Genomic DNA, 23,762 nt, shown 5'->3' on the forward strand with positions numbered 1-23,762 from the left:
GTCACCACATCTCGCCGCCATCTTCCTCCTGAAGCACGCGCAGCCCCGCTTCCACGATCCCCTTCAAGTGCTCCAGCGCATTCACCCCGATCGGCACGCCCACCCGGTGTCCTTCCACGGTGGTCACCACCAGGACGGCAAGAGCGTCACCGACCATCAGCTCGGGATCCGGCAGGCAGATCGGCAGGATGAAGTCGGTGTGGAGCTCGCCGAGCTGGAGGTAGGCGGCCTTGTCGGCGCGGAAGGGTTTGGGGTCGGTCATGGCATTCAGCCAGTCGCCTTGAGCTTGAACCGCCGCTCAATCTCTTTCCCGGTCGGCACGCGCTGAACCTGCTTAGCGGGCACGACGAGATGGATCGTTGCCACCTCGACGATGTGTTTGTTCTGCAGCAGCTTGGCGTTAAAGCTTTCGAGGTTGAACGTGTTGGGCTCGTCGCCGCGCTGTATGCGCTTCAGGTAGCGTCGACCTTCCCCGGTAAGGACGAGTGCGATGTCACCGACGAGTTCGTCTGGCGTCACCTCCGAGGGGCGGACGATGATGATATCGCCCGGGTCGTACTTCGGGAGCATGGAGTCGCCCCAGACCTCGTAAGCTAGAGCGTCTGGCGGCAACGCGACCAGAACCTCGACTTCGACGACATCCTCGCCAAACGCGTCGCTCACGCTCGTATCGATCTCGCCGCCGGCTCCGATCAGTCCCACGATGCGCGCTGCGGATTTGCGCTCGACGCCACCCTCGCCGCTGACCAGCCAAATCCACGACACGTTGAAGGCACGGCCGTAGACCTGCGCCTCCTCAACGCCGTAGCCGCGTACGCCGTTGTCGTGGGACTTATAGGTGTTCTCGTTCCAGCGCAGGGCGCGCGCCGCCGCACGGGGGCTGTCGTAGCCCGCCTGCTTCCGCGCCCACGCAAGGCGCGCCCCTGGCGTATCGAGTTCCATGCACAGTTTGTACCCCTGAAGTTGGGTACGTTTCGTCTTGCTACTCGATGGGTACCCATGGTACCCAATCGAAATGGACTCGTTCCGCTCACTCATTGCGAGCTACGGCCTCGGCGCTTTCGCCGCCGATATCGGCGTGCCCGAGAATACCGCTAAGCAGATGCGCAAGCGGAACTCGGTGTCGTCCGAATACTGGCAGGCGTGGGTTCGCGGAGCTGAAGCGCGCGGCCGCAGGGACGTCACGTACGAGCGCCTGGCCAAGATCTCGGCTGCCAAGCGCCTCGCTGCCCCCACCGAGGGAGCTGCTGCCTGATGTCCGGCTCCGCCTTCCCCCTCGACGCCGAGCAGATCGTCCGCCTCGCCGGCGGCGTGCTCACACGCGTGTTGAACGCCATTCGGCATCCGGACGTAAAGCGCGTTGATGAGGCGGAACTGACTCTGGCGCTCGGAAAGTCCGCCGGCGTCCCGCTCCGCGTCGACGGCGAAGGGTATCGCCAGCGGCTGCTGCCCTACGAGGTGGCCGCTACGGCTGCGACCACTGCTTCGAGCGATCGGCCAGCGCCTGGAGGTGCTGATGCAGCTTAGCGCGCGCCTCTGGAACGAGATCCGCTTCGTCGACGCTGCCGTCGAGCCAAACGTGCATCTCGTATTGATGCCGGTCGGCCTCGACGTCGAACGTGACTTCCCAGTGCCGCATCTGGCCCCGGGCGCCGTCTGCGGAAATGCTCTTGAGGCTGATTTCGGTATCCATACTTCGAGTTCCTTGGTGTGTGTTGCAACTCCCAAGGTAACAGCGCGAGCGGTTAGAGTCCTCCGGGGCTCGCGTCCGCTCGCGCCTGTGTTCGCCGCCCCCACCGAGGGAGCTGCTGCCTGATGCGCGAGCTTCTTGCGATCGGGGCCTTCGTTGCCGCGGCAGCGCTGCTTCTGCAACGTCGCAACGACGTCGAGCGGAGAGATGCGACTCGGGCGGCCCGCGCATATTGGGCCGCCCACACCGCTTGGTTCAGTGAACCGGGTCATCATCGTCCAACATCGCCCGCATCAGGTGCCGGACGAGAGCAACCTCGTCCAGCACGCCCGGCGTCATTCGCGCCTCGGGTCCATGGTCAATCATGGCTTGGAGGCGTCGCTCGATGATCTGTCGATTGATGACCTTCTTTTTTACGAGAAGCGCGAGCATCAAACTGATGATGCCGCGGTGGGCCATGCTTTGCTCTTCTGGCGTCGAGGTAATGACGCCTTCGACCTTCGGATCAGCCATTCCGAGTTCCTTGGTGTGTGTTGCAGCTACCAAGGTAGCAGTGCGGGTGGGCCGAGTCCTCCGGGGCTCGTGCCTACCCGTATCTGTGCTCACAACACCCGTTGTCGGAGCAGCCGCATGACCGCCGCCCGCAACCGCTGCCCCTACTGCGGCAGCCCCACCACGCCGAACGGCCACCACGTGCCGATGCCATCCGGCAGCGTCTTCACGGCCGAGCAGTGGATCCGTTTTTCCGGGTTCGTGCTCGGCCTCTGGCGGCAGGTCGCAAAGAAGCCCGGCGAGGCGATCCCGTCCACCGAGCAGCTGACGCTCGACCTCGCTGCGGCCGTCGGCGTGCCGCTCCCGACCCGCCAGGACCAGGTGGCCATCCTGGCGAACGGCACGACGGTCCAGACCAAGCTCCTGCCCTATGGCGCGGCCTCGATGCCCGCCGCCCACGATCAGGAGGCTGTGTAGATGGCTGAGCGTGACAGCACCTCTCCGGTGATCGCGCGCACCTGGGCCGTCGAGAAGGCGCGCGATGCGACCGGGCGAGACATCGTCCGACTGCGCTTGCTTGGAGAAGGCTTCAGCCTTCCACCGGTCGAACTCACACCGGCGCTCGCCGCGAGTCTGTCCGGGCGTCTGGGTCTGCTGGTCGCCGACATGCTCGCTGAAACCGAGCGGAGACGCTGACGTGCAGCACGCTCCGCTCAACCCGCAGCTCATCAATTCGGCCGGCACGCTCCGTGCAAGCCGTACCCCTGCCCATGGCGGGCGTTTCCTCCCTTCGACTGGCCGGGGCCTTCGGGCTCCGGCCCTTTCGGGAGGCGCCTGATGTCGGCCCGAGCCATGAAGCCGTACTGCGGCTGCCTCGAGTGCCGGATCGGCCGTGCAGTCGACGAGTACTATGCGGAGAACGGGCTGCGTGATCCGGGTACGGGAACGCACCTGATCGACTCGGCCGAGGCCATCTCCAAGCTTCAGACGGTGGCAGGCGAACTGATCGCGGGTCTCTCCAATCGTGGCCAGCGCCGATCGGCCCTCAAGTTCGCCCATGACGCGCTCGACGCCGGCGCGCGGGCGGCGCGCTCCGGCACGGCGGAATACGTCAGTGTTCCCTCCGCGGTGGAGCACTGACATGGCGCTCACGCTCCTCTTCCCCGCGATCGCGCTGGCCTTCTTGAGCATCGGCCTCGTCGATGAGGCGCTGCGCATGCCACCGCACGTCGGGATCTGGTCCGCGCTTTGGGCGCTCTGCGCCGCCGCCGGCGCGATCGCGCTCGGCTTCATAGCGACGGGGCGGCCCGCATGACGCGAACCGCCCCCGCCGTCCCTTACGCGCCTCTGTGCCTGCAAGCCCTGGCGCGCGATCATGTGCATGGTTCTGTCGACCTCCTCGCGAGGGACGATCGATGACCGCCTCGCTGTTTCCGACCAGCCCGATTGGCCGGTCCTCGATGCCCACAGCATCGAGGAAGCCCGTGCGAAGGTCTGAGGGAGTCTTCCGAAATCTTGGGGTACTCGAACCCCAGATTTTCGGCGCGCGCATCGCCGAGTTCCTGCGGACGATCCACCCGCAGAAGACGGCCGCCTGCATCGAGGCGGACACGCAGATCTCGTTCAAGACGGTCGAGAAGTGGCTGTCCGGCACATCATCGCCGTCCGGCAACACGTACCACCGGCTGATCGAGGTCTACGGGCCCGAGCTGTTCGTGTTCGTGAACCCGGACGCCTCACCGGCCTCGCTGCAGGAGGCGGCGCGCATCTGCCGACAGGCACGCCTGGAGCGGCAAGCGGCTACGATCCGGCAGCAACTCGCGGAAATCTGGGGCGGGCGATGATCGCAGCCGCCTTTGTCCTACGCGGGCTCGCCGCGTGCCTTCAGGCTTTGGCCGTGCCGTTCCTGGCGATCGGCTGGGTCGCGACGCCGATCCTGGACTGCTCCCGCCGCCTCCAGACGCGCGCCCGCGAGTGGGACCCGCGCCTCTGGTCCCGCGGCCAGCACACCGACCTTCACCCCCCACCCGGAGCCTGAGGAGCTGCCTGTGACCATCTCCATGTTCGTTGAGGTCCCCAAGGACGTCGCCTGGGTCGCCGAGGTGACGACCGTCGAGCGGAAGGCCGGCGGAGAGATCCGGGCCGCCTGGACCGACACCATCAAGGCCGGCGAGGTCCGCTGGTTCTATCCGCACGACGGTCAGTCCATCGTCGTCGCGGAAGGCACGGCCGGCATCGCCGGCGATGGGCACGTAGGCCTCGTGGGTGTCTTCGCCTTCGGGCTGAACCAGACGGTGAGCCTCGTCGGCAGCGATGAGCGTGGCACCGTCATCGGCCGTGCCGAGTACGCCGAGAACGGCCGCAGCTACCTTGTCCGATACCGAGCGGGCGACGGCCGCCTGACCGAAGCGTGGTGGAACGAGCCGGCCCTTGCCGCGATCGCGTCCCCTCCCACGCCCGACATGGCGTCGGTGGCGGCTGAAGAGCCGCTCGCGCCCGCCGAGCAGCCCGATCCGGCGGACCTCGCCGGTGCCGAAGCCCAGCCCTCCCACGCCTGAGACCCGTTCATGCGCGCCCAGCTCGCCGCCCTCGCCTTCGTCCTTACCAGTTCCACGGCCGCCCTTGCTGTGGAGCCTCCGGCGTTCCGCCTCTGCACCGGCTCCGAATCCGGCAACTACTTCCGCGCCGGCCACATCCTGAAGAGCAAGGCTGGGAGCCTGAAGGTCGAGGTCGACCCGACCCAGGGCTCGCTCGACAACCTAGACAAGATCACCGCTGGGCAATGCGACGGCGCCTTCGTCCAGTCCGACGCCCTGCTGGTCTACAGCTCGAAGAACGCGGCCGCGCTCTCCACGATCGAGCGGGCCGGCGTGCTCTACCAGGAGCAGGTCCACCTCCTCTGCAACCGGGCCGCGGGCATCGCCCGCATCACGGACCTCGGCAAGGCCACCACGGTGGCGGTGGGCCCCGACGGCTCGGGCGGCCGCACCACGTGGGACGCGTTCGCGCTCGCCGACAAGAAGCACTTCGGGCCCGTCAACGTCGACACCCGCTCGGGCGTGCGCGCGCTCTCGGCCGTCGCCGACGGCAGCCAGGTGCAGTGCGCGCTCTGGGTCGGGGCGCTGAACGCGTCCTTCATCAAGAACGACGCCCAGGCGCAGGGTGACCGTGTGGTGCTGGTCCGCTCCGACGACCGAGAGATGGTCGGCTCGGCCAAGGATGCCCGCGGCCAACCGGTCTACGGCTACGGCGAGATACCGGCCGGCACGTATCCGCGAATCCAGCCCTCCGGCGCGCTCTACGGCACCAAGGCGCTCGACACGATCGCGGTCGACGCCCTGTTCGTCACGGCGCTCCCCTGGGTGAACGCCAACGAGCGCCCCTACGATCAGCTGCTGCGGGCCTTCACGGCCGCTAAGCCGCAGATCCAGGCGATCGCGCAGCCGCAGAACTGACGCGATGGCCACCCGCTCCCTCTCCCTCTGGCTCCTGATCGCGGTCGTCGTCGTGACCGCGATCATGGTGCACCCGAGCTTCGCCGCGCTGCTCACGGCGCCGGTCCAGCTCGGGCTGCTCATCGCCCTGCGGTGGCAGGCACGGCGCGAGGGCCGAGCGGCTGAGAAGGCCCTGCGCGTACCGCTGCGGCGGGGGTTCGTCTGATGTCGGCCCGTTCGCCCATGCCTGGATTCGATCCGGCATGACGCCCCGGCGTGCTTCCCCGCGCGCCATCCCCACTCGTACTCCCAATCCGGATCAAGGCTCGTTCATGCGTGAGCTGTCGCGGTGGAAGCCGAGCGACATTGCCGTGTCGGCGCGCCCGCTGTTGGAGCAGGAGCAGGAGCAGGCCCGCACGCGCATCTCGATGGGCGGGAAGGGCGTGAAAATTTCACGACCTTCCCTGGCGATGGACCGCGCCGCCGAGCGGTATGGGATCACCGGCCGAACCCTGCGCAAGATCTTCGACGTCGCCGAGGCCGCGGCGGCCGACCCCGACCGCTTCGGCCACCTCGTGGCGATGATGGACAAGGCCGGCGGTCCGGATTCGGCGCGCAAGGAGCTGAACCGGATCCTCGACGAGCAACGCGTCCTGTCGCTCGCGCCCGTCGCCGGTCGCTTCCGCACGCTCGTGGTCGATCCGCCGTGGGGTGAGGACAACATCTCCCGAGCGGCCGGGCACGACTACGCGACGATGCCGCTCGACGAGATTCGCGCGATGCCGGTCGCGGACTGGGCCGAGGAGAACTGCCACCTCTACCTCTGGGCGACGAACAACACGCTCGGGCTCGCCTTCGAACTGATCACGGGATGGGGCTTCGCCTACAAGACGGTTCACACCTGGACGAAGTCGACGATCGGGCTGGGCCGGTACTTCCGCAACAGCACCGAGCACGTGCTGTTTGCCGTGCGCGGCGAGCTGCGGACGCTTCGGCCTGCCCGCTCAGTCCGGACCGATCACGACTGGCCGGTCGGCGCCAACAGCGAGAAGCCGGAGGGCTTCTACGACTTGGTGCGCGCCTGCTCGTACCCGCCCTACGGCGAGGCCTTCCAGCGGCTCGCCCGGCCGGACTTCATGAATCTGTACGCCGCCCCGCCCACGATGAGCGAGGCGGCCGAATGAGCGGCTTACCCGGACGCCGTCACCCGCTGCCCGACGGCGCGATGTGCGACGAGCATTCCGATCGCGCGGCCGTCGCCAACGTCCAGGGCGAGACGGACAGCTTCGGATTCGAGACGGTCCTCCTGTGCCAGGAATGCCTGGACGCGGATCGTGCCTACGAGGCGACCGAGGAAGCGCACACGGGCACCTGCGACTGGTGCAAGCGCGAGGCGACCGACCTCGCGTGGGCGCGGGACTACGAAGAGGGTATGGGCGGCCCGGTCTACCGGGTGTGCAGGGCGTGCAGTGATCGCGTGGCGGCTGAGGCTCGGCGCGAGATGGACGAGCACGACCTCGACTATCCCGAGGCCGACGATGAGCCGGACGCCTGGGATCCCGCCGACGACTGCGGCCAAACCGGCGACGGCACCTGCATGAATGCAGGGTCGGAGTGGTGTGACTTCGAATGCCCGCTCCGCGATCAGCTCGGCGTCACGACTAAACCCCCGACGCCGCCAGCGTCACCCGGACCGGACGCCTAGCGTGGCGCCCGGGAGCAGGCCGCAGAGCGGCCCCGACTCCCGCCAGACTCGGACTCTGAATCCCCTCCAGGCCCGCCCGGGCCACCCGTCCGCCTGCGCGCGGCAAACCTCCCGAGGTCATCGATGAGCACGCCCACCACCAAGGTGCTGATGTCGGCCGGCAACCCATCCGGCTTCAAGCTGGAAGAGCTACTGACCGCCATCGTTCAGGACCTGCGCATCAAGAACGACGCCCTGGAGGGCAACGCGTCGCCGACCTCGACCGCCATCCGGGTCAACAACCTCGGCATCATCGACTGCCTGGCGCTCGCCGGCGTCCGCCAGAACGACACGCTGCGGCGCCTCGATCTACTCGGCCCCGATCAGGGCCCGGGTGGCACGCCCCGCATCGGTGCCGGCGCCGGCGCGGCCGACGTGCCCACGCCCGCGATCCCCACGCCAGCCACTGGCGTCGACCCCGTGCTCGCGGCCGCCGCTCCAGCCGTCCCATCACCGCAGGCCTAAGCGGTGGGCCTCCATTCCTTCTCCCCGTTCGGACGCGGTCGCCCGTCCATCCGGGCCTTCCTCGGCGACCTCACAGGCAAGTTCATGTCCGTCGAAGCATCGCTCGTCCGGATCGAGCAGCAGAACGCCCTCATTGCCGAGGTCCTGACCGGGGTGTTCAAGACCCAGAACACCCACAGCGACATGCTGAAGACCCTGGCCGCGGCCGCGCCCGAGGCGATCGACACGACTACGCTCGACGCGTCGATCGCCGCAACGGACGCGGTTCTGGCCAAGCTCGCCCCGGCAACTGCCGACGGCACGGCTGCCGCTACCGCCTCGGCGCAGCAGCCCGACCCTGCGAGCGGGACGGCCGCCGCCAGCGCCGAGCCCGCCGCGCAGCCCGCTCAACAGCCCGACGCGCCCGCCGGCGCGGCGACGACGGCCGCCTGACCCGGGAGCGCTGACGCCATGATCATCCAGCTCTGGCCGCTGCCCCGCGGCCCCCCGCACCTGGCCTCACAGATCCTCGCACGCCCTGCGTCAGGTCCCCGCCTCGTGCCCGACTGATGCCGCCCGGTCCGGACGAGATCCGGCCTTCCGCAGGTCCTGAGCTGCCGCCTCCAGACGCCGTCCCTTTCGGCGGAGGCTGACGGCTCGGTCTGCGCTGCGAGCTTCCCACCCGTCACCCTGCCCGAACGGCCGTCGCGAGCAGCGATTCAGCCGACGGGTTTTTGCGTGCCCGGAGCCGGACAGGCTTCGCGGCTGAGCGCTCCAGCCTTGCCTGAAGAAGGCGCCCGCCATGACGATTATCCGCAGACGCCACAACAAGAACTTCACCGTCATCGGCAACGAGGTGTTCTCCGACGAACGCCTGGAGCTCGATGCGCTCGGGCTGCTTTGCTACCTGCGCTCGCGCCCGAACGACTGGAACATCTCCACCGAGCATCTGCGCCGCCGGTTCGGCTGTGGCCCGGAGAAGATGCAGCGCTTGATGCGCGAGCTGATCGCCGTCGGCTGGATCCAGCGGCATGAGCTGCCCCGCGGCCCGCGCGGGATCTACGGCGGCTTCGAGTACGTCGTGCTGGACGAGCCCGAACTAGCCTCGGACGTCCAGAACGCAGCAGAAACACCGGCCACACGGGAAACGGAAAAACCGACTCCCGTACCGGAGTCGGATCAGCCGACTCCCGGTGAACCGTGCACGGCTGAACCGGAGTCGGTCGAACCGGAGTCGGCAAACCCGACCGCCTACTTAGAACTAGATTCTACCAAGGGATTCTCCCCCCTTTATCCCCCCGCCAGCGGGGGGACGCGCTCGCTGGAGGAAGATCGAATCTCTGAGCAGGAGGCCTGGATCGGAAATCGGCCCGAACGAGGAACCGAGCGCCGGCCACGACCGTCGCAGGGCTGCCGGGGCGCAGCGCTGCCCCCGGTGCCGCCGGACACCGCGGCGCGATTCGAGCGCCTCTGGGCGGCCTACCCCGAGAGCGGGCGGCTGGCGGCCGATCGCCCCCGGGCTGTGGCGCTGTTCGCGGCGCTCGACCCCGCCGATCAGGAGCGGGCGATTCACGCCGCCGCCGCCGAGGCGCGAACGCGCGCCCAGCATCGCAGCCAGGCCCGAGCTCTGCACCGATGGTTCGAGCGCGGGCTCTGGCGCAACGGCGCTCCCTCGGCCGGTGGGGCCGGGCCTGCGGTCGGGGCTGCCCCCCCGGGTCCGGCCGCCGCCGATCCGTTCGCTGCCCGCAACGCAGCCGGCATGGACCAGGCCCGCCGCGGCCAGTGGCCAAGCGGTTGCACCCACTTCGTGCTCGCCGATTCGGACGAGGGCGCAGCCTGGGAGGCGTACTTCGCCGAGCACGCCGTGAAACCCCGGTGGATGTCGATGCCGGGCGGGCACGGTGCCTACATGCCGACACCGTTCCCGCCGGCGACCGAAGCGGCATGACGCTCGGCGCTGTCGGCGATCTAAAACCCAGGAGAGCATCTATGTCCCATACCTCCGCAAACGTCTTCGACCTCACCGCCGGTATTGCGGCGGCCTACGTCAGCCACAACCACATCGCGGCGGTAGACGTGCCGCTGCTGCTCACGACGCTCCACGGGGCGCTGCGCGGGCTTCAGGATGGCAACGCGATCGCGGACACCGCAGCTGCCGCGCCCGCCTTGGAGATCCCGTCCGCCTCGCAGATCCGCAAGTCGATCCACCCGGACGGCCTCGTAAGCTTCCTCGACGGGCGCTCGCACAAGACGCTCAAGCGCCACCTGACGGCCCACGGTCTGACGCCCGACGGCTACCGCAGGCGCTTCGGGTTGCCGGCCGACTACCCGATGGTCTGTCCGTCCTACTCGGCGCAGCGCTCATCGCTCGCGAAAGCGATCGGCCTCGGTGTGCCGGGCGCTCAGATCGGACGGCAAGCCGCTGAGTAGTGTGCTGAGGATCTCTATAGGCCTGTCAACCAATGATCTCGAGTGTCGCGCGCCACGATTGCACTTAGCGCTCACGGCGTGCGACGGCGATCAAGCGGCAAGAACGCGGGCAGCGCCCTCCAAGCCCAGCTGCGTGTTCGGGTGTGCTTCAGCCGACTCAGCGCGGAAGTTCAAGTTTTGGACGTCGCTGGCTTCTTGGGCCATAGCCGTAGCGAGAAGCCCCGCACGTACAGCCCAACGATCCCGTTCGATCCGCATGGCATCAAGCTGATCCTCGCTCGATGCCAATGCGATTTGCAACGCATCGATCTCGGTCCGGAGATCGTTCGTGCGTTGCCGCTCATCAGCCAATGCGGCCTTGAGTATACTCAGCGCCGCAGCTGTTGCTCCCTGCGACGAACATTTCACGTCGCTGGCGAGACTGGATCGCCGCTCAGCCTCAACGATTTCGCCTCGCTGCTTGTCGTCCGCCGGCGTCGTCATCGGCATCGCTGCTGCATCCGGCCGAAGCTGCGTGATTTCCGCTCTCAATTGCTCGACATCGAGGCCTACCGGGGGGCGGGCGTTGGTTGGCTTGATCGATGGAGCAATGGCGAGTGAGGTCGGCAGGCCCTCCTCCTCCAAGACCAACTCGTGCAACATGGCGAACACCGCATCACCGTCCATCCTGGACAGGTCGAAGCCACTCTCCGACGCAATTTGGTTGAACTTCGCTTGCCCTTGAGCCGACTGGCCGACGAAAGCCATCGACCAGTTGGCAAAGCTGCGGGCCTCCGTCGGGCCACACTGAAGAACAGTGACATCCCCGTGGCGATCGTCACACTGGATGCGCTCGAACGTCTCCTCGACCCCCCGGCGTGGGCCTTCGAGGACTTGAGCGAAGGCACCAGCATTGAACATCAGCGCGCCGGTGACGTCGGATCGATCGTTGTTTCGCTGCGATGCGGCTAGGATTTGACTGACGGTGGCCGTCAGCTCGGCATCGGTTCCCTGAAACAGGTTCTTGCTAGCATAGACGAGACGATAGAGCTCACTCATGGGGCTATCCAAGTAAAAATCGGATCAAAGATTTGGACGGTAGTTCGCGAGGAATTGCAGCAAATCGTCGGCTGGTATTGGTTTACTGATGAGGTAGCCCTGGACGTCGGTACATCCTTCGTCGCGGATGCGCTGCATCTGCTCCGGCGTCTCGACGCCCTCGGCAACCGTTGTCATTCCCAGGCTCTTGCCGAGACCAGCGATCGCTCGAATGATCGCGTCGCCGTCCGGTTTGCTCGCGAGATCTTTTACGAAGGACCTATCGATCTTGATCTTGTCGAAAGGAAAGCTGCGCAGGTAACTCAAGGATGAGTAGCCCGTGCCGAAATCGTCCATCGAGACACGGACCCCAAGTTCGCGCAGACGATGCAGCGTTTGCAACGTCTTTTCGCTTTCTTGCAGAAGTACGCCCTCAGTGATCTCAACCTCCAGCCGCCTGGCCGACAAACCTGAGCTGGTGAGAGCTGAGATGATGGTCTCGACCAACCGATCACTTTTGAACTGAGCCGGAGAAACGTTCACCGCGACAGACATTCCAGCGGGCCAAGTCGTCGCGTCGCGGCAGGCCTGACGAATGACCCACTCGCCGATCGGTACGATCAGGCCGATCTCCTCAGCAAGCGGGATGAAATCCAGGGGAGATATCAAGCCACGCTCTGGATGCTTCCAGCGGATCAGAGCTTCACAACCGATCAGCCTATCACCGTCGAGCTGTAATTGTGGTTGGTAGTGCAGCTGAAATTCGCGGCGCGCTAGCGCCTGGCGCATGTCGAGTTCGAGACGTCGACGCGCTTGCATGCGCGCATCCATCTCAGGTTCGAAGAACCGGTATGTGCCCCGCCCGTCGAGCTTGGCCCTGTACAAAGCAAGGTCGGCATTTTTTAAAAGCTTGTCAGCAGTTTCTCCGTCCGTGGGTGCGAGGGCCACGCCGACGCTCGCCCCGATCGTCAGGAGGTGACCGTCAACCATATAGGTTCGACTGATCAGATCGACGATGCGCCGGGCTAGCGCTTGCGTATTGCCGGCCTCACGGATGCCGGTTTGTAGAATTACGAACTCGTCGCCGCCGATGCGGGCCACGGTGTCCGTCGGCCTGACGGTCGAGCGCAGACGATCGGCGACCTTGGCGAGCAGTAAGTCGCCGATCGGGTGGCCGAGCGTATCGTTGACCGGCTTGAACCGATCGAGGTCGATGAGCAGCAGCGCATACGGTTCGCCGTTGCGCTGCAAGCGTGCCAGAGCCTCGGCCAAGCGTTCACGCAGGAGAAGTCGGTTCGGCAAGCCGGTGAGAGGATCGAGACGCGCCATCTCGTCCGCTCGCGCTTCGCTCGCCTTGCGCGCGCTCACATCTTCCAGCGTCGCGATCCAGCCTCCATCTACTATGGGGCAGACTTCGATCATGAGCGTCCGAGCTCGGCCCGTCACTTCGAAAGAGACCGTCGACTGAGAACTCAGCGCATGTTGCAATGACTGAAATATCTCTCGCCGTCTTAGTGCAGCCCCGCCGGACAAGGCACGAAGCAATAGCTTTGCTGATAGCTTGATCTGTAGATCGATACCCAGGTCTGTAAGGAAAATCTCAGCTGGAGCATTAAAGTCAGCGACATCTCCTGATGGGTCGATCATGAGCAGGCCGTACCGAATGGCATCAAGGTAGTGGTTAGCCTTGACGAGTGACGCTGCATTTAAACCAGGACGCGCCCCCAGCGAGAAAGGTTGAAGTTCTACTGCGCCGGAATGGTGCAGGGCAGAATTCATCACGGACATGTCCTGTGGGAGACGCTATCCAAACGTGCAAAGCCTGACAGCCTCGCGAATATATCTGAAAAATCTTTAATTAGGGGTTTATAGGCTCTAAGATTTGTAGAAGCGTTTCAGTTTGAGGCGAAAGTACGTTGCTGATCCATGTTAGGCGGCGGCAATACGTAAGCTGCGCCGAAAATAGGAGATATATGACTAGCATATACCCATCATCAAATCGCTCATTTTCCAATCGAGACGTAGATAGATAAGATGAAATGGCCAAAGTAATCTGACATCCGACCGTGAGATACGTGAAGATTTTGACTTAATCGAACGACTGATCTACTTGATATTTGGCTTAAATGGTGATGTTTCGAGGATCGAGACAGGCAAGCCCGGCCAGATCGAGGTGAACACTGGACGTCCGGTATTCCCGTGCCACCCCTGACGGCAGACGGTCGTGCTTCCACTCTTAACACGCAGCATCTGCATGCGCTCGTGAAACGGTTGACGGGGGCAGAAGTCCGACACACGTAAGCCGTCCACGATGTCGCGCTCGCCACGCTATCGTGACCCGGAACATGTTAGAAATGGGCAGCGGCGGTTTGGGCCGCTTCCCTGCGCTCGATGCTCACCCGTTCGGAAGATCCCAATCCCCCGCGCGAACCCTTCACCTGCTCTGATGTCGAGGGCTGGCTGAAGGCCGCCTTCCGGGCCATGCCGTTCACGCCGATCTACGCGCCTCGCGGCAACACGCTCCGCAGCGCGATGCAGAACCAGCCAAGTGCCACCTTCGACATCTTGGCCTTTACCGGCACCGTGCTCGGCGACCGATCTGAGGAACGGAAGATCCTGCTTGTCTGGGCTCGGGCGATCGTCACCGAAGGCCAGGTCGGCGGATCGATCGCGCAGTTCTGCGAGGCGCGAGGCATGCACCGCAGCACTTTTGACAGGAAGCGGATGCGCGCGTGTAAGAAAATTGCTGCCGAGAAAAATAAGATTAACCAATTTGTTTCCAACGATCAAAAAATCAAAATCAGTGAAGTGCTCTAATCCGACAAACAAATGTCGCGGCCGAGGTTATATCTTTCGATGTGCAAATATCCGCCGGCATAAGATAGCCAACAGCTAATGCTGCGCATGCGGCAGCCAATAAATTGAAAAATCCATTTACTCCTGCGATTGGAAAAATTTCGATATCGTTTGTGATGGTTAGAGACGTCAACCCCCAAAAAACCGCAGACGCTAAACCAGTGAATACTCCGAGCACAAACGGATTTATGTCGCTAGGATACTGGCCCAGGCCCACCACGAAACACAAAAGTATACACGCGATAACTAGTATTTTACCATACGCGCTATCATCCATCGGATCTTCCCAGGTGTTCGGTTGGATTTTTTCCATTAACGGCTATAAGTAAAGTGCAAATAATACTGACGAAAATGCAAACCCCGCCTGAAACAAATAATGAGCTCAATTTTTCAGTGGCTAAAAGTAGTATACCGCTAAACACTAAAAAACCTATAAATGCTTGCGTCCAGACCTTCCCCACGCACCGTATTAAACTCGTCAACTTTAAATTTTGGTCAAAAATTCGCTGAACTTCGACTTTCGTTTGTTCCAATTCTGCTTCCTTTTTGCTTCTTTCCAAACGATCTTTTTCGAGTTGGTGAATAATATAATCAATCTTTTTCGAGGAGGCCCTTTCTGCTGATAGATAGGCCAGTATGTCATCAACGCTGTCTGGTTTAATAGGTGTGGGCCTATACTCAAGCCCGAACATTTCTTGAAGATTGTAGTCTGCAGGCATATTATCTGCAGGATTGCCCCGAGAAATTTGCAGTTCTTTAGCCACCCAGAGCCTCCCAAGCTAAATTATAATGTAATATTATTGTGAAACGATCAATCTTACCAACTACCGTAATAGCAAATTTAATATAGTATTTTCCTTCATTTTCTGATGCAAATTCTATCCATCTTGTTGCTGATCCAAAAATTGATTGCTCAAAAGATATTTTAAATTTTACTATAAATGTACTATTATCCGCCGCACTAGCGCTTGTTCCGAAATCGTTTTTGTCTTCCGTGAATTCTATTGCGAATATGACTTTCTTTTCTTTCTCATCAGAGAAAGGGTAAACTTCAATTAATTGTTGGTCTTCAGATAGTATGGTTGCGGTTCGACGTATTTCCCAACCGCCGATCCGTTCCGGAGCCCAGGCCATCATCTCACCCTACCGGAAGCGATTTTATCGAGCCTTCCGTGGCTTGAAAGCCATTCGCGAAGCGCGAGGCGGATCCAATCAGGACGCGATGCGCTTCGACCGGCTTCTGCGATGTGGAGGTCAAGAGCAGCCAGAAGATCCGGTGGCAAACGAACATTGACTGAGGTCGTATGCGCTGGCGGCCGCCCAGGTCTCCGAGATTTGTTGGTGCCAAGTATTGACGTCATGAATTGATGGTGCCAGAAATATCGGACCGTAGCAAGGCTCCTACCCCTTGCCACGGCCCTAACCACCCTCGATCCCTGGGAGATCGAAAATGGCTGACCGTGCCCATAGCACGAGTCGGCGAGCGCTGCTCGCTGGCCTCGCGACCTCCACCGCCCTGACCGTGCCTGTGTTGGCAGGCGACACGCATCCAGACACCGAACTGCTCGACCTCTGGCACCGCCGCGGCCTCGCTGAGGCGGCGGCAAAGGCGGCGGGCAAGCGCCAAGACGATCTATCGGACGCAACGCCGTTCCCCGCGCCACCCGAGGCCGTGTTCGTTCAGGCTGGAGACGAGGCATTCGGCTTCCTGGGGCTCGCGACGTCACACGGCTCCGGCCGGCTCTGGTACTCTGTCCAGGCGCCGGGCGCAGGCGGTCGAGCGGGGCCGCTGCGGCGCCCGCGGACCCGGGTCGTTGACGAGCCCTTCCCAGAGGGGCACGTGCTTCACGGTACGGACTGCACGATCGGCCGGCGCGTGGCATGGCCGGAGGCGCAGGCTAGAGCTGACGCGATCGTCAGGGCCTGGGACGACTGGAGAGCCGAGCTGGATCGGATCTACACGGTGAGTGGCCTTGATGTGGCCAACGCCGAGTGGGAAGCGCTCGACGACGCCCAGGCCGAACTCGACGGCGCGATCCGCGACGCCACGGCGCACACGCTCGATGGGCTGCGGATCAAGGCGCGGCTGGCACAGAATGACCTGGATGACGACACGGATCCGGAGCCGACGCTGATCGCCGGGTTGGTGCGGGACATCCTGGCGATGCAGGCTGCAGCCTGATGCAGCTTCGCCCCTATCAGATCGACCTCGTGCGTCGCGTCGGCGCGGCTCTCTCTGAGCACCGCTCCGTCCTCCTCCAGCTCCCAACAGGAGGCGGGAAAACGCACATAGCCGCCCATGTGGCCGGCGTGTCCGCCGCGGTCGGCGAGCGGGTTTGGATGATCGCGCATCGACGGGAGATCGTCGGACAGACAAGCCGGTCTATGACAAGCCTCGGCGTACCCCACGGCGTCGTCGGCGCCGGGCGGCCGTTCGAGCCCGATCGACCCGTCCAAGTCTGCGCGATCGGCAGCCTCACGCGGCGCGCCGATGCGCTGCCGTCGCCCGACCTGATGATCTGGGACGAGGCGCATCACGTCGCGGCCAAGTCGTGGGCCGCTCTGCGGGCGCGCTTCCCAGATGTGCGTCACCTGGGCCTCACGGCGACGCCAGAGCGCCTGGACGGCAAGGGGCTCGGCGACTTCTTCGCCGAGCTGATCTGTGGTCCCACGACCGCCGAGCTGATGGCGGCGGGGCACCTGTCGCCCTACCGGCTGTTCGCCCCGACGATCCCGGACCTCCGGGGCGTCGATGTGCGGGCCGGCGACTGGGCGCGCGAGCAGCTCGCCGAACGCATGTCCGGTGCGACGCTGGTCGGCGACGCGGTGGAGCACTATCGACGTCACGCCGATGACGCCCGCGCGATCGCGTTCTGCGTCACGGTGGAGGCGTCCAAGGCGCTCGCCGCCCGGTTCAACGCCGCTGGCATCCCGGCCGCGCACGTCGGCGGCGACACGCCGGCCGAGGAGCGCGACGCGTCGATCGCCGCCCTTGAGGCCGGGCGCCTGCGGGTGCTCACGAACGTCGAGGTGTTTACCGAGGGGTTCGATCTGCCCGTGATCGACGCAGTGATCTTTCTGCGGCCGACCCGCTCGCTCGCGCTGCATCGGCAGATGGTCGGGCGGGGACTGCGGGCAGCGCCCGGGAAGGGCGCCACGATCATCCTCGATCACGCGGGACTGTTCTACGAGCACGGGTTGCCGGACGACGCGGTGGAGTGGTCTTTGGATCAGCCGGCGCGGCGGCGCATGGCATTTAACGTCGAGCGCCTTCGGCGTTGCCCGGAATGCTCAGCCGTTCACCCCATGGCCTGGGCATGCCCTGAATGTGGACGCGCCTACGCTGTCGCTGACCGTACGATCCAGGAGGTCTTCGCGGACCTACAGGAAGTTCGGAGGCCCAATGGCAACATTCCACCGTTCGGCTACCCAGACGGCGCTTGTGAACCGCAGATGATTTTCGCTCGACGTGTAGGGATCCCCTACAGGCGCATATACCACTTGGTGAAAGCCGGCATGCCGTCCGCGCCAAATGGCTGGATCATTGTTGAACCGGCTATCGCATGGATCGAGTCGAATGGAGCAGCCAAGCCGAGATTTGCCGGCGACACCATGCGGCAGTTTGCAGATCGAATGAGCACCACGCGTAAGCAGGTCCATTTGGCAAAAAAGGCAGGCCTGCCCTTGGAGGATGACGGTTCAGTCAAGGTGCAGGATGCAATGTTATGGTGGAAGACTTGGCCCCGGAGATGCGTAACGCGGTTTCCGGCGGGATTTGAAACGCTTGCTGCCTTTGTTAGGCGCGTCGGAAGAACTGATGCGAGTAGGCTTGCTAAGCTCGGTCTAACCCGCGAGCCAAACGGCCTAATTCACATTGAGAAGGGCCTGGCGTGGCTTTCGGAACATAGACCCAAAGCTCGTAGAAAAAGGCGGTAACACGCAGCTCCGATATTTTGTCGCGCGCTCAAATTTTCGCTTGCGTATGCGGAAACCGCCGGTCGACGACTCGGTCATCCAGCGTGGGTTGGAGAGAAAAGTGCCGGCAACGACGCAGAGCACCACCCAAGGCGCAAGCAAGCGCCGTAAGATGACGATCGAGGACGCACTGCGCTGGGCGATCCGCGACGAGCTGCCGAAGCGGCGGGAGGACAGCCCGATCCGCGGCCCGCGATGCGCGTCCGACCCGGTCTGGCGCATGGTCGCCATGGGCGGTCGGGTCGACAACTGGAGCCGTGAGCCCGGGATGCCGCCGGCCATGGGTGACCCCCATCCGGACGCGATCACGATCGAAGCCCACCTTCAGGTCCTCAGCGAGACGCTGCAGAAGGCTGCGGCTGGTTCGGCATTGTGCCCGCTCGATCTGACGCCCTATCCCGTCCAAGTCGGGCTTCGCGGCAAGGCGAGCCTTGAGGCGATGACTTCGACCGCGATGCACGCGACGCCCGCTTGGCTCATGACCGCCGCGATCCGCAACCGCCCGGAGGTCGCCGGCGGCATCGAGATCGAGCCGGTGAAATCGACCAATGGCAAGATCACGCTGTGGCGAACCAAGCTCACACCCTGCGGCGAGGGCCCGGATGGCAAGCCGTGGTTCACCAGCCACGATGAGGTCGCGCTCTCGAAAGGCGACAGCCGCGACATGGGTCTGTTTTGCAAGTTGACCTACACCCGCACGGGCGTTGAGGTCCTGGAGGAGCAGCTGCGCTATGCCTACTGGCATGCGGCGCTCGTCTACCTCGTGCCGGCGCTTCAGTTCCTCACCAGCATCGAGGTCCTGTCGCCGAGGGCGCCGATCGCGCCGTGGCTGGAGCCGAAAGAAGAGGAGCGCGCGCCGCTGCCGAACCTGCGGCCGCGCCGTCACATCGAGAATGATCGCCGAGTGGCCGGACGCCGAGCGGCCCCGCTCCGGGCCTCCCCAGTCCGGAAGATCGACCCCCGGGATTGGGCGCCATCCAGCGAGCGTACAGGCTGACAGGCGTTTCGGCTTCAAAGCTCGGTTATCGCTGTCGCCGGTCTGCTTGCGACCCAACCCAGCCGTACACGAGCGCTCAAGCGATCACCGAAAGCGGAAGTATTTTCCACCGCAGCTCCAGCTGACCTGACCGGCTAGATGTTCGGTCCCGGCAGTAGATGACCCTTCGCCGACTTCGAGTCTGTCAGCTGAGGGTCCGCTCACGGGTCGGAAGCGGACGCGGCGTGGTACGGCATCCCGAAAGCGCCACCTGCCAACTACGCCGCCCCTTTGACCCCTTCATGTCATCCGCGCGAGCACGTCCTCCTTTCAGAGCTTGCGGTGCAGGAAGGCCATGACGACGTGGCCGGCCAACACCGCCAAGAGCGTGAAGGCCAGCCAGTGATGGAGCAAATCACCGGGGGCAACCATCCAGGCGATCTTCTCGTCGCGCCCGGGCATCACCGGGATGCCGTAGGGCGTAAACGGCTTGCCCGAGCCGTATTGGCGCAGCAGCGCGAGGCCCGGCACGACGACCATCAGCGCGTAGATGAGAAGATGAACAGCGACCGCGGCGCGACCAAGTCGCCCCGGATGTGGCGGGCGCCGGGCCATGTTCGCCAAGCCCCAGGCACCGCGCAGCAGCACGAGCACGTACAGGGTGAAGCCCAAGGTGAAGTGGCTGCCGCCGACGATGCGCGTCACTGCGTTGTCGCCGGTGGCGACGTACAGCAGCGCGCCTGCGAACTGCCACGAGAACAGCGCGGCCATCAGCCAGTGGAACGCACGGCTGACGCGGCCGTAGCGGCGTGGTGTATCCAGCCACCCGACTACGACCGGGGCTGCGTCGGTACCGCTGGCCGCGCTCACGCAATGGTCCCGTCCCACAGGTCCCCGGCCATGCCTCCGGCCCTGAGGATCTCCTCGGCGGACGTGGTGAGGGCCCGGTCCGGCCCAGGCTGGCGCAGGTAGGTGGCAAGGTCGCGAGACAGCCGCTCCAGGGGATGCGGGCGCAGGAATCCTTGCAGACCGACCGAGCGCTGGGCGAGTTGCAGCACGTCGAGCCCGGCCCGCTCCACGGCTAGCCGTGCCAGATTGACGAGTGCGACGACGCGCTCCGGCGGAAGGATGCCCTCGGAAACCGTCTCCGCAGCGCGGTTCACCCACAGCCTGGCCCCTTCGACCGCGATGGCACCCTCGCCGAGACGCGCGAGCTGGTGTGGGTCGCCGCCGCGGCCGGTCGCGGCGAGATGCCCCCGCCAGGCGTCGAACACAGCCTCGATGCCTCCGACCTGCACGGCCGCGAACCGCCACGCGCCGCCCGAAAAATCTGGCTGGCGGAAGTAGTCGTCCGGGTCGCCCAGAACGTCCTCCGCCGCCACGGCGATGCCGCCGAAGTCGAGAGTTCCCGTGGCCGAGGCGCGCATGCCGTGGGCTCGCCACGCCGACAGGTCGCTCCGGGTCCCGGGCTTTAGAGGCACCACCAGCATCAGGGTTCCGGTCCCGGCCGAAGCGCGGCTCGTCACGAGCGCACGGGTGACGAAGCCCGCCCCAGAGGCGAATGTTTTCACGCCGCTGAGCGACATGCCGTCAACGCCATCCTGCAGGACCAGGCCGCCCTCGGGCGGCTCTGTGTTCCAAACGCCGAACAGGTGGCCAGCAAGAGCATCTGCGAACAGGCGCTCTTGCTGGCCGGCGTCACCGTGCCGAGCGATGAGCTGCAAGGCGTTGACGTGACCCTCGTAGAGCCGCCCGAGGGCGAGGCTGCCGTATCCCACCGATCGCAATACCGTGGCGAGCCTGGAGGCTCCCGACTCCTCACCGAGATCAGCACCGCCAGCCCAGGACGGGACGGGCGCCGCGAGCAAGCCCAGACGTGCTAGGTCGGCGACGTCTTCGGCTGGGAAGCCGTCATCGCGATCCTGCGTTTGCGCGCGCTGCGCTGCCGACTGTGACACCGCGCGTGCCGCGGCGACGGCGTCAAACGTCAGGTCGAGCGGCGTGCGCTGATCCATGGTGTTCTCCCGCGAAGCCGCGACAAGCGCCATGCTCGCGCTCTATCGTCGGCGAACGGCCGCTGCCGGAAGATATTCCAGTCTCCCGGTTTACGGTCCATCACGGCGTGCGACTTAATCGACGGTTACACCGCGGCCGGTCACGCGGTTTGTTACATCCGCAGCACAGGCTGTTGCTCACTCGGCTTCTCGTGAGCATGCGCATCAGCGCGATGGATCCCGGCAGGTGGCAGAGATGACAGACCGACCGACGGCCACCCGAAGGTTGCCGGCTGTTACCACGCTGACGGCGACAGCCATCGTGGTGGCCGACATGATCGGCGTCGGGGTCTTCACCAGTCTGGGGTTCCAGGCCCGGGACGTCACGTCCGGCTTCGCCCTGGTGCTGCTGTGGGTCGTCGGCGGCGGCGTCGCGCTCTGCGGGGCGCTCTGCTACGCCGAGCTCGCCACGATGTTTCCCCGCTCCGGCGGCGAGTACAACTTCCTCTCACACATGTACGGCCCGGCGGTCGGGTTCATGGCGGGCTGGCTCTCGGCCACCGTCGGGTTCGCTGCACCGGTGGCGCTCGCCGCTATGGCGTTCGGGCGGTACGCCGAAGCTGTACTGCCCGGCGCGCCTGCACTTCCGCTCGGCCTCGCGTTGATCTGGATTGTCACGGCCATCCACCTGCGTGGCTTGCGCCACAGCAGCGTGTTTCAGGTCGCCTTCACGCTGCTGAAGCTCGCTCTGATCGTCGTCTTCATCGGGGTGGGCTTCGCCCGAGGCGGTGGCCAACCGATCAGCTTCGCCTTCAGCGCGTTCGACCTCACGCAGATCGTCAGCGCCGGCTTCGCGGTCAGCCTGGTCTTCGTGATGTACGCCTACTCGGGCTGGAACGCCGCGACCTACATCGTTGGCGAGCTCCGCGATCCACATCACAGCCTGCCGCGGGCGTTGCTAGCCGGGACGGGGGCTGTGGTTGTGCTCTACGTCGCCTTGAACGCGGTGTTCCTCTACACCACGCCGCTGGCGGAGCTCGCTGGCCAAGTCGAGGTCGCCCTGATCGCCGGGCGTCATGTCTTCGGTGAAGCGGGTGGCCGCCTGGTCGGTATCTTGATCTGCGCCGGCCTGATCCCGACGATCAGCGCGATGACGTGGATCGGTCCCCGCGTGACAGTGGCGATGGGCGAAGACGTAGAGCCCTTGCAGGTGTTCACGCGCCGCTCGCGCAACGGCGTACCGACTGCCGCCATCCTGCTCCAATGCGGCGTCGCCAGCCTCCTGCTCCTGACGCAGAGCTTCGAGGCGGTGCTTGAGTTCGTCCAGTTCGGACTGATCGCCTGCTCGTTCCTGACCGTACTCGGCCTGATCAAGCTCCGGATAACGCGGCCTGACCTACCGCGACCGTGCCGGACCTGGGGCTACCCGTTCACGCCGCTGGTCTTCCTCGCGGTCACCCTGTTCATGATGGTCTATCTCGTGGCGGTGAGACCCTTCCAGTCCCTGGCGGGTTTGCTCATGATGCTGATCGGCCTCGTGCTGTACGCAGCCGCCAAGGCGCGAACGCGGCGCTGAGCCTGACGGCCATGCTCCCGCGATGTGATCGCCCCGCTCTAGCCGGCGTCGGATTTGCTGCCGCGTAACACGTCGAGCCGATACTCAGCGGTCCTCGACTGCTTCACGACCGTCGCAAAATTCCGAGCGCCCGCGATAAAGCCTTCGGCTGCTTCGTCGCCGGAGAGGGGATAGTGGGTCACGCCGAGCCAGTGGACCAGAACGATATCAGCCTCGGGTAACAGAGCGCCTCGGACACGCGCGACCAAGCGCGTGAGATCGGCGCGGTCGAGATAGTACGCTACCTCCGAGATCACGATGAGGTCGAACCGCCCGTCTGGCCAAGCGTCAGGAACAGCGGCCAACATGAAGCGCGCGTTCGGGCAATCGGCGCATCGCGCCCGCGCGGCATCCAGAACGGACGGCACCACGTCGAGCCCGATCAGCGCATCGCAGCGCCGGCAGAGCTGATGAGTGAACACGCCGATGGAGCATCCCACGTCCAGTGCCGATGCGTAGTGAGCGCGCGGCAGGGCGGCAAGCGTCGCGGCATACTTGTCGCGCTCGTACGGGCTCGTGGCGAAGTGCCACGGATCCGCCTCGGTCGCGTACATGCCCCTGAAGTAATCTTGATCCAGAGTTTTCGTTCGACGGCCGGTCGCAGCGTCGGAGGGACTGTCGGAAGTCGTCTCCAAGCCTGTGGCTCCTCTGATCCCGATTAAGGTACTCGTGGCGGCAACGGCTCCGGACTGGAGCATGTGACGGCGTGAGACGGGCTCGCGTACGCGCACAATACACCTCAGGGTGCCAGTAACTGTGAGACTGGGGAACAGCACGCAGTCGGGACAGTTCCGAGCACAGGCGCCGGCGTTCTTTCGAGAAAACGCTTTGGCGCTAGCGCAGTCGCCCGCTCCGATGCTGTTGCGATTGAGACCGGACCCTCGGCTACCCCTCATCAGAGATGCCCCCATAGGCCGCACGGCTATGCTTGGTCTGAACGTCGAGCAGCCAGCTCCTAGTGCAGTGACGCGGACGGAGGATTCACGCGTAGGATGAGACGTGCGAGTCTGGGCGATGGCTCAGACGGTATGCGTGCTCCTCGATGCGACCGACGCGGCACGGTTGGCTGCGATTGCCAGCGACCGCTGCCGTCCG

Annotated in this window: 33 protein-coding genes; 21 read left to right on the top strand and 12 right to left on the bottom strand. The window is 64.6% G+C overall.

The features are described from left to right. Position 1 precedes the first annotated feature (1 nt). Both MKK84_RS24680 and MKK84_RS24685 read right to left on the bottom strand, forming a co-directional pair. Complete coding sequence (locus MKK84_RS24680; protein ID WP_243924642.1) at positions 2 to 262, bottom strand: hypothetical protein; 261 nt, start codon at positions 260 to 262, stop codon at positions 2 to 4. Positions 263 to 267: 5 nt separating this feature from the next. Next, a complete protein-coding gene (locus MKK84_RS24685) occupies positions 268 to 942 on the bottom strand; it encodes a helix-turn-helix transcriptional regulator (protein WP_243924644.1) in 675 nt (224 codons plus the stop codon). Between the two features lie 73 nt (positions 943 to 1,015). On the opposite strand from MKK84_RS24685, the gene MKK84_RS24690 reads away from it, so the two are divergent. Then, complete coding sequence (locus MKK84_RS24690; protein ID WP_243924646.1) at positions 1,016 to 1,255, top strand: hypothetical protein; 240 nt, start codon at positions 1,016 to 1,018, stop codon at positions 1,253 to 1,255. Between the two features lie 210 nt (positions 1,256 to 1,465). On the opposite strand, the gene MKK84_RS24695 is transcribed toward MKK84_RS24690, so the two are convergent. Further along, complete coding sequence (locus tag MKK84_RS24695; protein WP_243924648.1) at positions 1,466 to 1,693, bottom strand: hypothetical protein; 228 nt, start codon at positions 1,691 to 1,693, stop codon at positions 1,466 to 1,468. A 252-nt stretch (positions 1,694 to 1,945) separates the two neighbouring features. Further along, entirely contained in the window at positions 1,946 to 2,203 is a 258-nt protein-coding gene (locus MKK84_RS24700; RefSeq protein ID WP_243924649.1) for a hypothetical protein, read from the bottom strand. A 117-nt stretch (positions 2,204 to 2,320) separates the two neighbouring features. Between MKK84_RS24700 and MKK84_RS24705 the strand changes: the two genes are divergently transcribed. The 15 genes from MKK84_RS24705 to MKK84_RS24775 all read left to right on the top strand — a co-directional run bounded on the left by MKK84_RS24705 (position 2,321) and on the right by MKK84_RS24775 (position 10,234). Further along, positions 2,321 to 2,659 carry a hypothetical protein gene (locus MKK84_RS24705; protein ID WP_243924652.1) on the top strand — a complete coding sequence of 113 codons (339 nt, stop codon included), beginning with the start codon at positions 2,321 to 2,323 and terminating at the stop codon, positions 2,657 to 2,659. Continuing rightward, a complete protein-coding gene (locus MKK84_RS24710) occupies positions 2,660 to 2,878 on the top strand; it encodes a hypothetical protein (RefSeq protein ID WP_243924654.1) in 219 nt (72 codons plus the stop codon). It abuts the gene before it with no gap. 141 nt (positions 2,879 to 3,019) lie between these two features. Further along, positions 3,020 to 3,322, top strand: coding sequence for a hypothetical protein (locus MKK84_RS24715; RefSeq protein ID WP_243924656.1), 303 nt, complete (start codon positions 3,020 to 3,022; stop codon positions 3,320 to 3,322). Position 3,323: 1 nt separating this feature from the next. After that, positions 3,324 to 3,497, top strand: a complete 174-nt coding sequence (locus MKK84_RS24720) for a hypothetical protein (protein WP_243924658.1) — start codon at positions 3,324 to 3,326, stop codon at positions 3,495 to 3,497. 169 nt (positions 3,498 to 3,666) lie between these two features. After that, the gene (locus MKK84_RS24725) at positions 3,667 to 4,026 is read left to right on the top strand and encodes a hypothetical protein (protein WP_243924661.1); all 360 of its coding nucleotides are present in this window, start codon (positions 3,667 to 3,669) and stop codon (positions 4,024 to 4,026) included. Next, entirely contained in the window at positions 4,023 to 4,220 is a 198-nt protein-coding gene (locus tag MKK84_RS24730) for a hypothetical protein (protein ID WP_243924663.1), read from the top strand. Before MKK84_RS24725 ends, MKK84_RS24730 begins: the two co-directional genes overlap by 4 nt. A 10-nt stretch (positions 4,221 to 4,230) precedes the next feature. Then, positions 4,231 to 4,740: a hypothetical protein gene (locus tag MKK84_RS24735; RefSeq protein ID WP_243924665.1), complete on the top strand. Its 510-nt coding sequence runs from the start codon at positions 4,231 to 4,233 to the stop codon at positions 4,738 to 4,740. 9 nt (positions 4,741 to 4,749) lie between these two features. After that, positions 4,750 to 5,637 carry a TAXI family TRAP transporter solute-binding subunit gene (locus MKK84_RS24740; protein WP_243924667.1) on the top strand — a complete coding sequence of 296 codons (888 nt, stop codon included), beginning with the start codon at positions 4,750 to 4,752 and terminating at the stop codon, positions 5,635 to 5,637. Between the two features lie 4 nt (positions 5,638 to 5,641). After that, entirely contained in the window at positions 5,642 to 5,842 is a 201-nt protein-coding gene (locus MKK84_RS24745) for a hypothetical protein (protein WP_243924669.1), read from the top strand. A 106-nt stretch (positions 5,843 to 5,948) separates the two neighbouring features. Then, positions 5,949 to 6,800 (top strand): MT-A70 family methyltransferase, encoded by an 852-nt coding sequence (locus tag MKK84_RS24750; RefSeq protein WP_243924670.1) that lies wholly within the window; start codon positions 5,949 to 5,951, stop codon positions 6,798 to 6,800. After that, complete coding sequence (locus MKK84_RS24755) at positions 6,797 to 7,321, top strand: hypothetical protein (RefSeq protein ID WP_243924671.1); 525 nt, start codon at positions 6,797 to 6,799, stop codon at positions 7,319 to 7,321. The genes MKK84_RS24750 and MKK84_RS24755 overlap by 4 nt, the downstream gene beginning before the upstream one ends. 123 nt (positions 7,322 to 7,444) lie before the next feature. After that, a complete protein-coding gene (locus tag MKK84_RS24760) occupies positions 7,445 to 7,825 on the top strand; it encodes a hypothetical protein (protein WP_243924672.1) in 381 nt (126 codons plus the stop codon). An 84-nt stretch (positions 7,826 to 7,909) separates the two neighbouring features. Continuing rightward, positions 7,910 to 8,257, top strand: a complete 348-nt coding sequence (locus MKK84_RS24765; RefSeq protein ID WP_243924673.1) for a hypothetical protein — start codon at positions 7,910 to 7,912, stop codon at positions 8,255 to 8,257. Between the two features lie 349 nt (positions 8,258 to 8,606). Further along, on the top strand, positions 8,607 to 9,752 hold the full coding sequence (locus MKK84_RS24770; protein ID WP_243924674.1) for a helix-turn-helix domain-containing protein: 1,146 nt from the start codon (positions 8,607 to 8,609) through the stop codon (positions 9,750 to 9,752). A 41-nt stretch (positions 9,753 to 9,793) separates the two neighbouring features. Next, the gene (locus MKK84_RS24775; protein ID WP_243924675.1) at positions 9,794 to 10,234 is read left to right on the top strand and encodes a MucR family transcriptional regulator; all 441 of its coding nucleotides are present in this window, start codon (positions 9,794 to 9,796) and stop codon (positions 10,232 to 10,234) included. 90 nt (positions 10,235 to 10,324) lie between these two features. Here MKK84_RS24775 and MKK84_RS24780 read toward each other — a convergent pair whose 3' ends face one another. Together MKK84_RS24780 and MKK84_RS24785 are read right to left on the bottom strand one after the other, a co-directional pair. Beyond that, a complete protein-coding gene (locus MKK84_RS24780) occupies positions 10,325 to 11,272 on the bottom strand; it encodes a BLUF domain-containing protein (protein WP_243924681.1) in 948 nt (315 codons plus the stop codon). Between the two features lie 24 nt (positions 11,273 to 11,296). Next, positions 11,297 to 13,030, bottom strand: a complete 1,734-nt coding sequence (locus MKK84_RS24785) for a putative bifunctional diguanylate cyclase/phosphodiesterase (RefSeq protein WP_409566539.1) — start codon at positions 13,028 to 13,030, stop codon at positions 11,297 to 11,299. A gap of 612 nt (positions 13,031 to 13,642) precedes the next feature. On the opposite strand from MKK84_RS24785, the gene MKK84_RS24790 reads away from it, so the two are divergent. Further along, complete coding sequence (locus MKK84_RS24790; RefSeq protein ID WP_243924682.1) at positions 13,643 to 14,068, top strand: hypothetical protein; 426 nt, start codon at positions 13,643 to 13,645, stop codon at positions 14,066 to 14,068. A 308-nt stretch (positions 14,069 to 14,376) separates the two neighbouring features. Here MKK84_RS24790 and MKK84_RS24795 read toward each other — a convergent pair whose 3' ends face one another. The 3 genes from MKK84_RS24795 to MKK84_RS35985 are packed head-to-tail and all read right to left on the bottom strand — an operon-like array spanning position 14,377 to position 15,468. Beyond that, positions 14,377 to 14,871: a hypothetical protein gene (locus tag MKK84_RS24795; protein WP_243924683.1), complete on the bottom strand. Its 495-nt coding sequence runs from the start codon at positions 14,869 to 14,871 to the stop codon at positions 14,377 to 14,379. Next, complete coding sequence (locus MKK84_RS24800) at positions 14,864 to 15,244, bottom strand: hypothetical protein (protein WP_243924684.1); 381 nt, start codon at positions 15,242 to 15,244, stop codon at positions 14,864 to 14,866. The genes MKK84_RS24795 and MKK84_RS24800 overlap by 8 nt, the downstream gene beginning before the upstream one ends. Then, the gene (locus MKK84_RS35985; RefSeq protein ID WP_409566540.1) at positions 15,241 to 15,468 is read right to left on the bottom strand and encodes a ribbon-helix-helix domain-containing protein; all 228 of its coding nucleotides are present in this window, start codon (positions 15,466 to 15,468) and stop codon (positions 15,241 to 15,243) included. The genes MKK84_RS24800 and MKK84_RS35985 overlap by 4 nt, the downstream gene beginning before the upstream one ends. 89 nt (positions 15,469 to 15,557) lie before the next feature. Here MKK84_RS35985 and MKK84_RS24805 point away from each other — a divergent pair, with 89 nt between their 5' ends. From MKK84_RS24805 to MKK84_RS24815, 3 genes are all read left to right on the top strand, one after another. Next, positions 15,558 to 16,289 (top strand): hypothetical protein, encoded by a 732-nt coding sequence (locus tag MKK84_RS24805; RefSeq protein WP_243924686.1) that lies wholly within the window; start codon positions 15,558 to 15,560, stop codon positions 16,287 to 16,289. Continuing rightward, complete coding sequence (locus tag MKK84_RS24810; protein ID WP_243924688.1) at positions 16,289 to 18,043, top strand: DEAD/DEAH box helicase; 1,755 nt, start codon at positions 16,289 to 16,291, stop codon at positions 18,041 to 18,043. Before MKK84_RS24805 ends, MKK84_RS24810 begins: the two co-directional genes overlap by 1 nt. A 151-nt stretch (positions 18,044 to 18,194) precedes the next feature. Continuing rightward, positions 18,195 to 19,079, top strand: coding sequence for a hypothetical protein (locus MKK84_RS24815; protein ID WP_243924694.1), 885 nt, complete (start codon positions 18,195 to 18,197; stop codon positions 19,077 to 19,079). Between the two features lie 309 nt (positions 19,080 to 19,388). On the opposite strand, the gene MKK84_RS24820 is transcribed toward MKK84_RS24815, so the two are convergent. Beyond that, positions 19,389 to 19,928 carry a cytochrome b gene (locus tag MKK84_RS24820; RefSeq protein ID WP_243924696.1) on the bottom strand — a complete coding sequence of 180 codons (540 nt, stop codon included), beginning with the start codon at positions 19,926 to 19,928 and terminating at the stop codon, positions 19,389 to 19,391. Continuing rightward, entirely contained in the window at positions 19,925 to 21,073 is a 1,149-nt protein-coding gene (locus tag MKK84_RS24825; RefSeq protein ID WP_243924698.1) for an acyl-CoA dehydrogenase family protein, read from the bottom strand. The genes MKK84_RS24820 and MKK84_RS24825 overlap by 4 nt, the downstream gene beginning before the upstream one ends. Before the next feature lie 235 nt (positions 21,074 to 21,308). Between MKK84_RS24825 and MKK84_RS24830 the strand changes: the two genes are divergently transcribed. Beyond that, a complete protein-coding gene (locus MKK84_RS24830) occupies positions 21,309 to 22,628 on the top strand; it encodes an APC family permease (protein WP_243924700.1) in 1,320 nt (439 codons plus the stop codon). 38 nt (positions 22,629 to 22,666) lie between these two features. Here MKK84_RS24830 and MKK84_RS24835 read toward each other — a convergent pair whose 3' ends face one another. Continuing rightward, on the bottom strand, positions 22,667 to 23,221 hold the full coding sequence (locus MKK84_RS24835; RefSeq protein WP_243924702.1) for a class I SAM-dependent DNA methyltransferase: 555 nt from the start codon (positions 23,219 to 23,221) through the stop codon (positions 22,667 to 22,669). Between the last annotated feature and the right edge of the window lie 541 nt (positions 23,222 to 23,762).

Source organism: Methylobacterium sp. E-065 (genome assembly GCF_022829605.1).
In the GTDB taxonomy this organism is placed as follows: Bacteria; Pseudomonadota; Alphaproteobacteria; order Rhizobiales; family Beijerinckiaceae; genus Methylobacterium.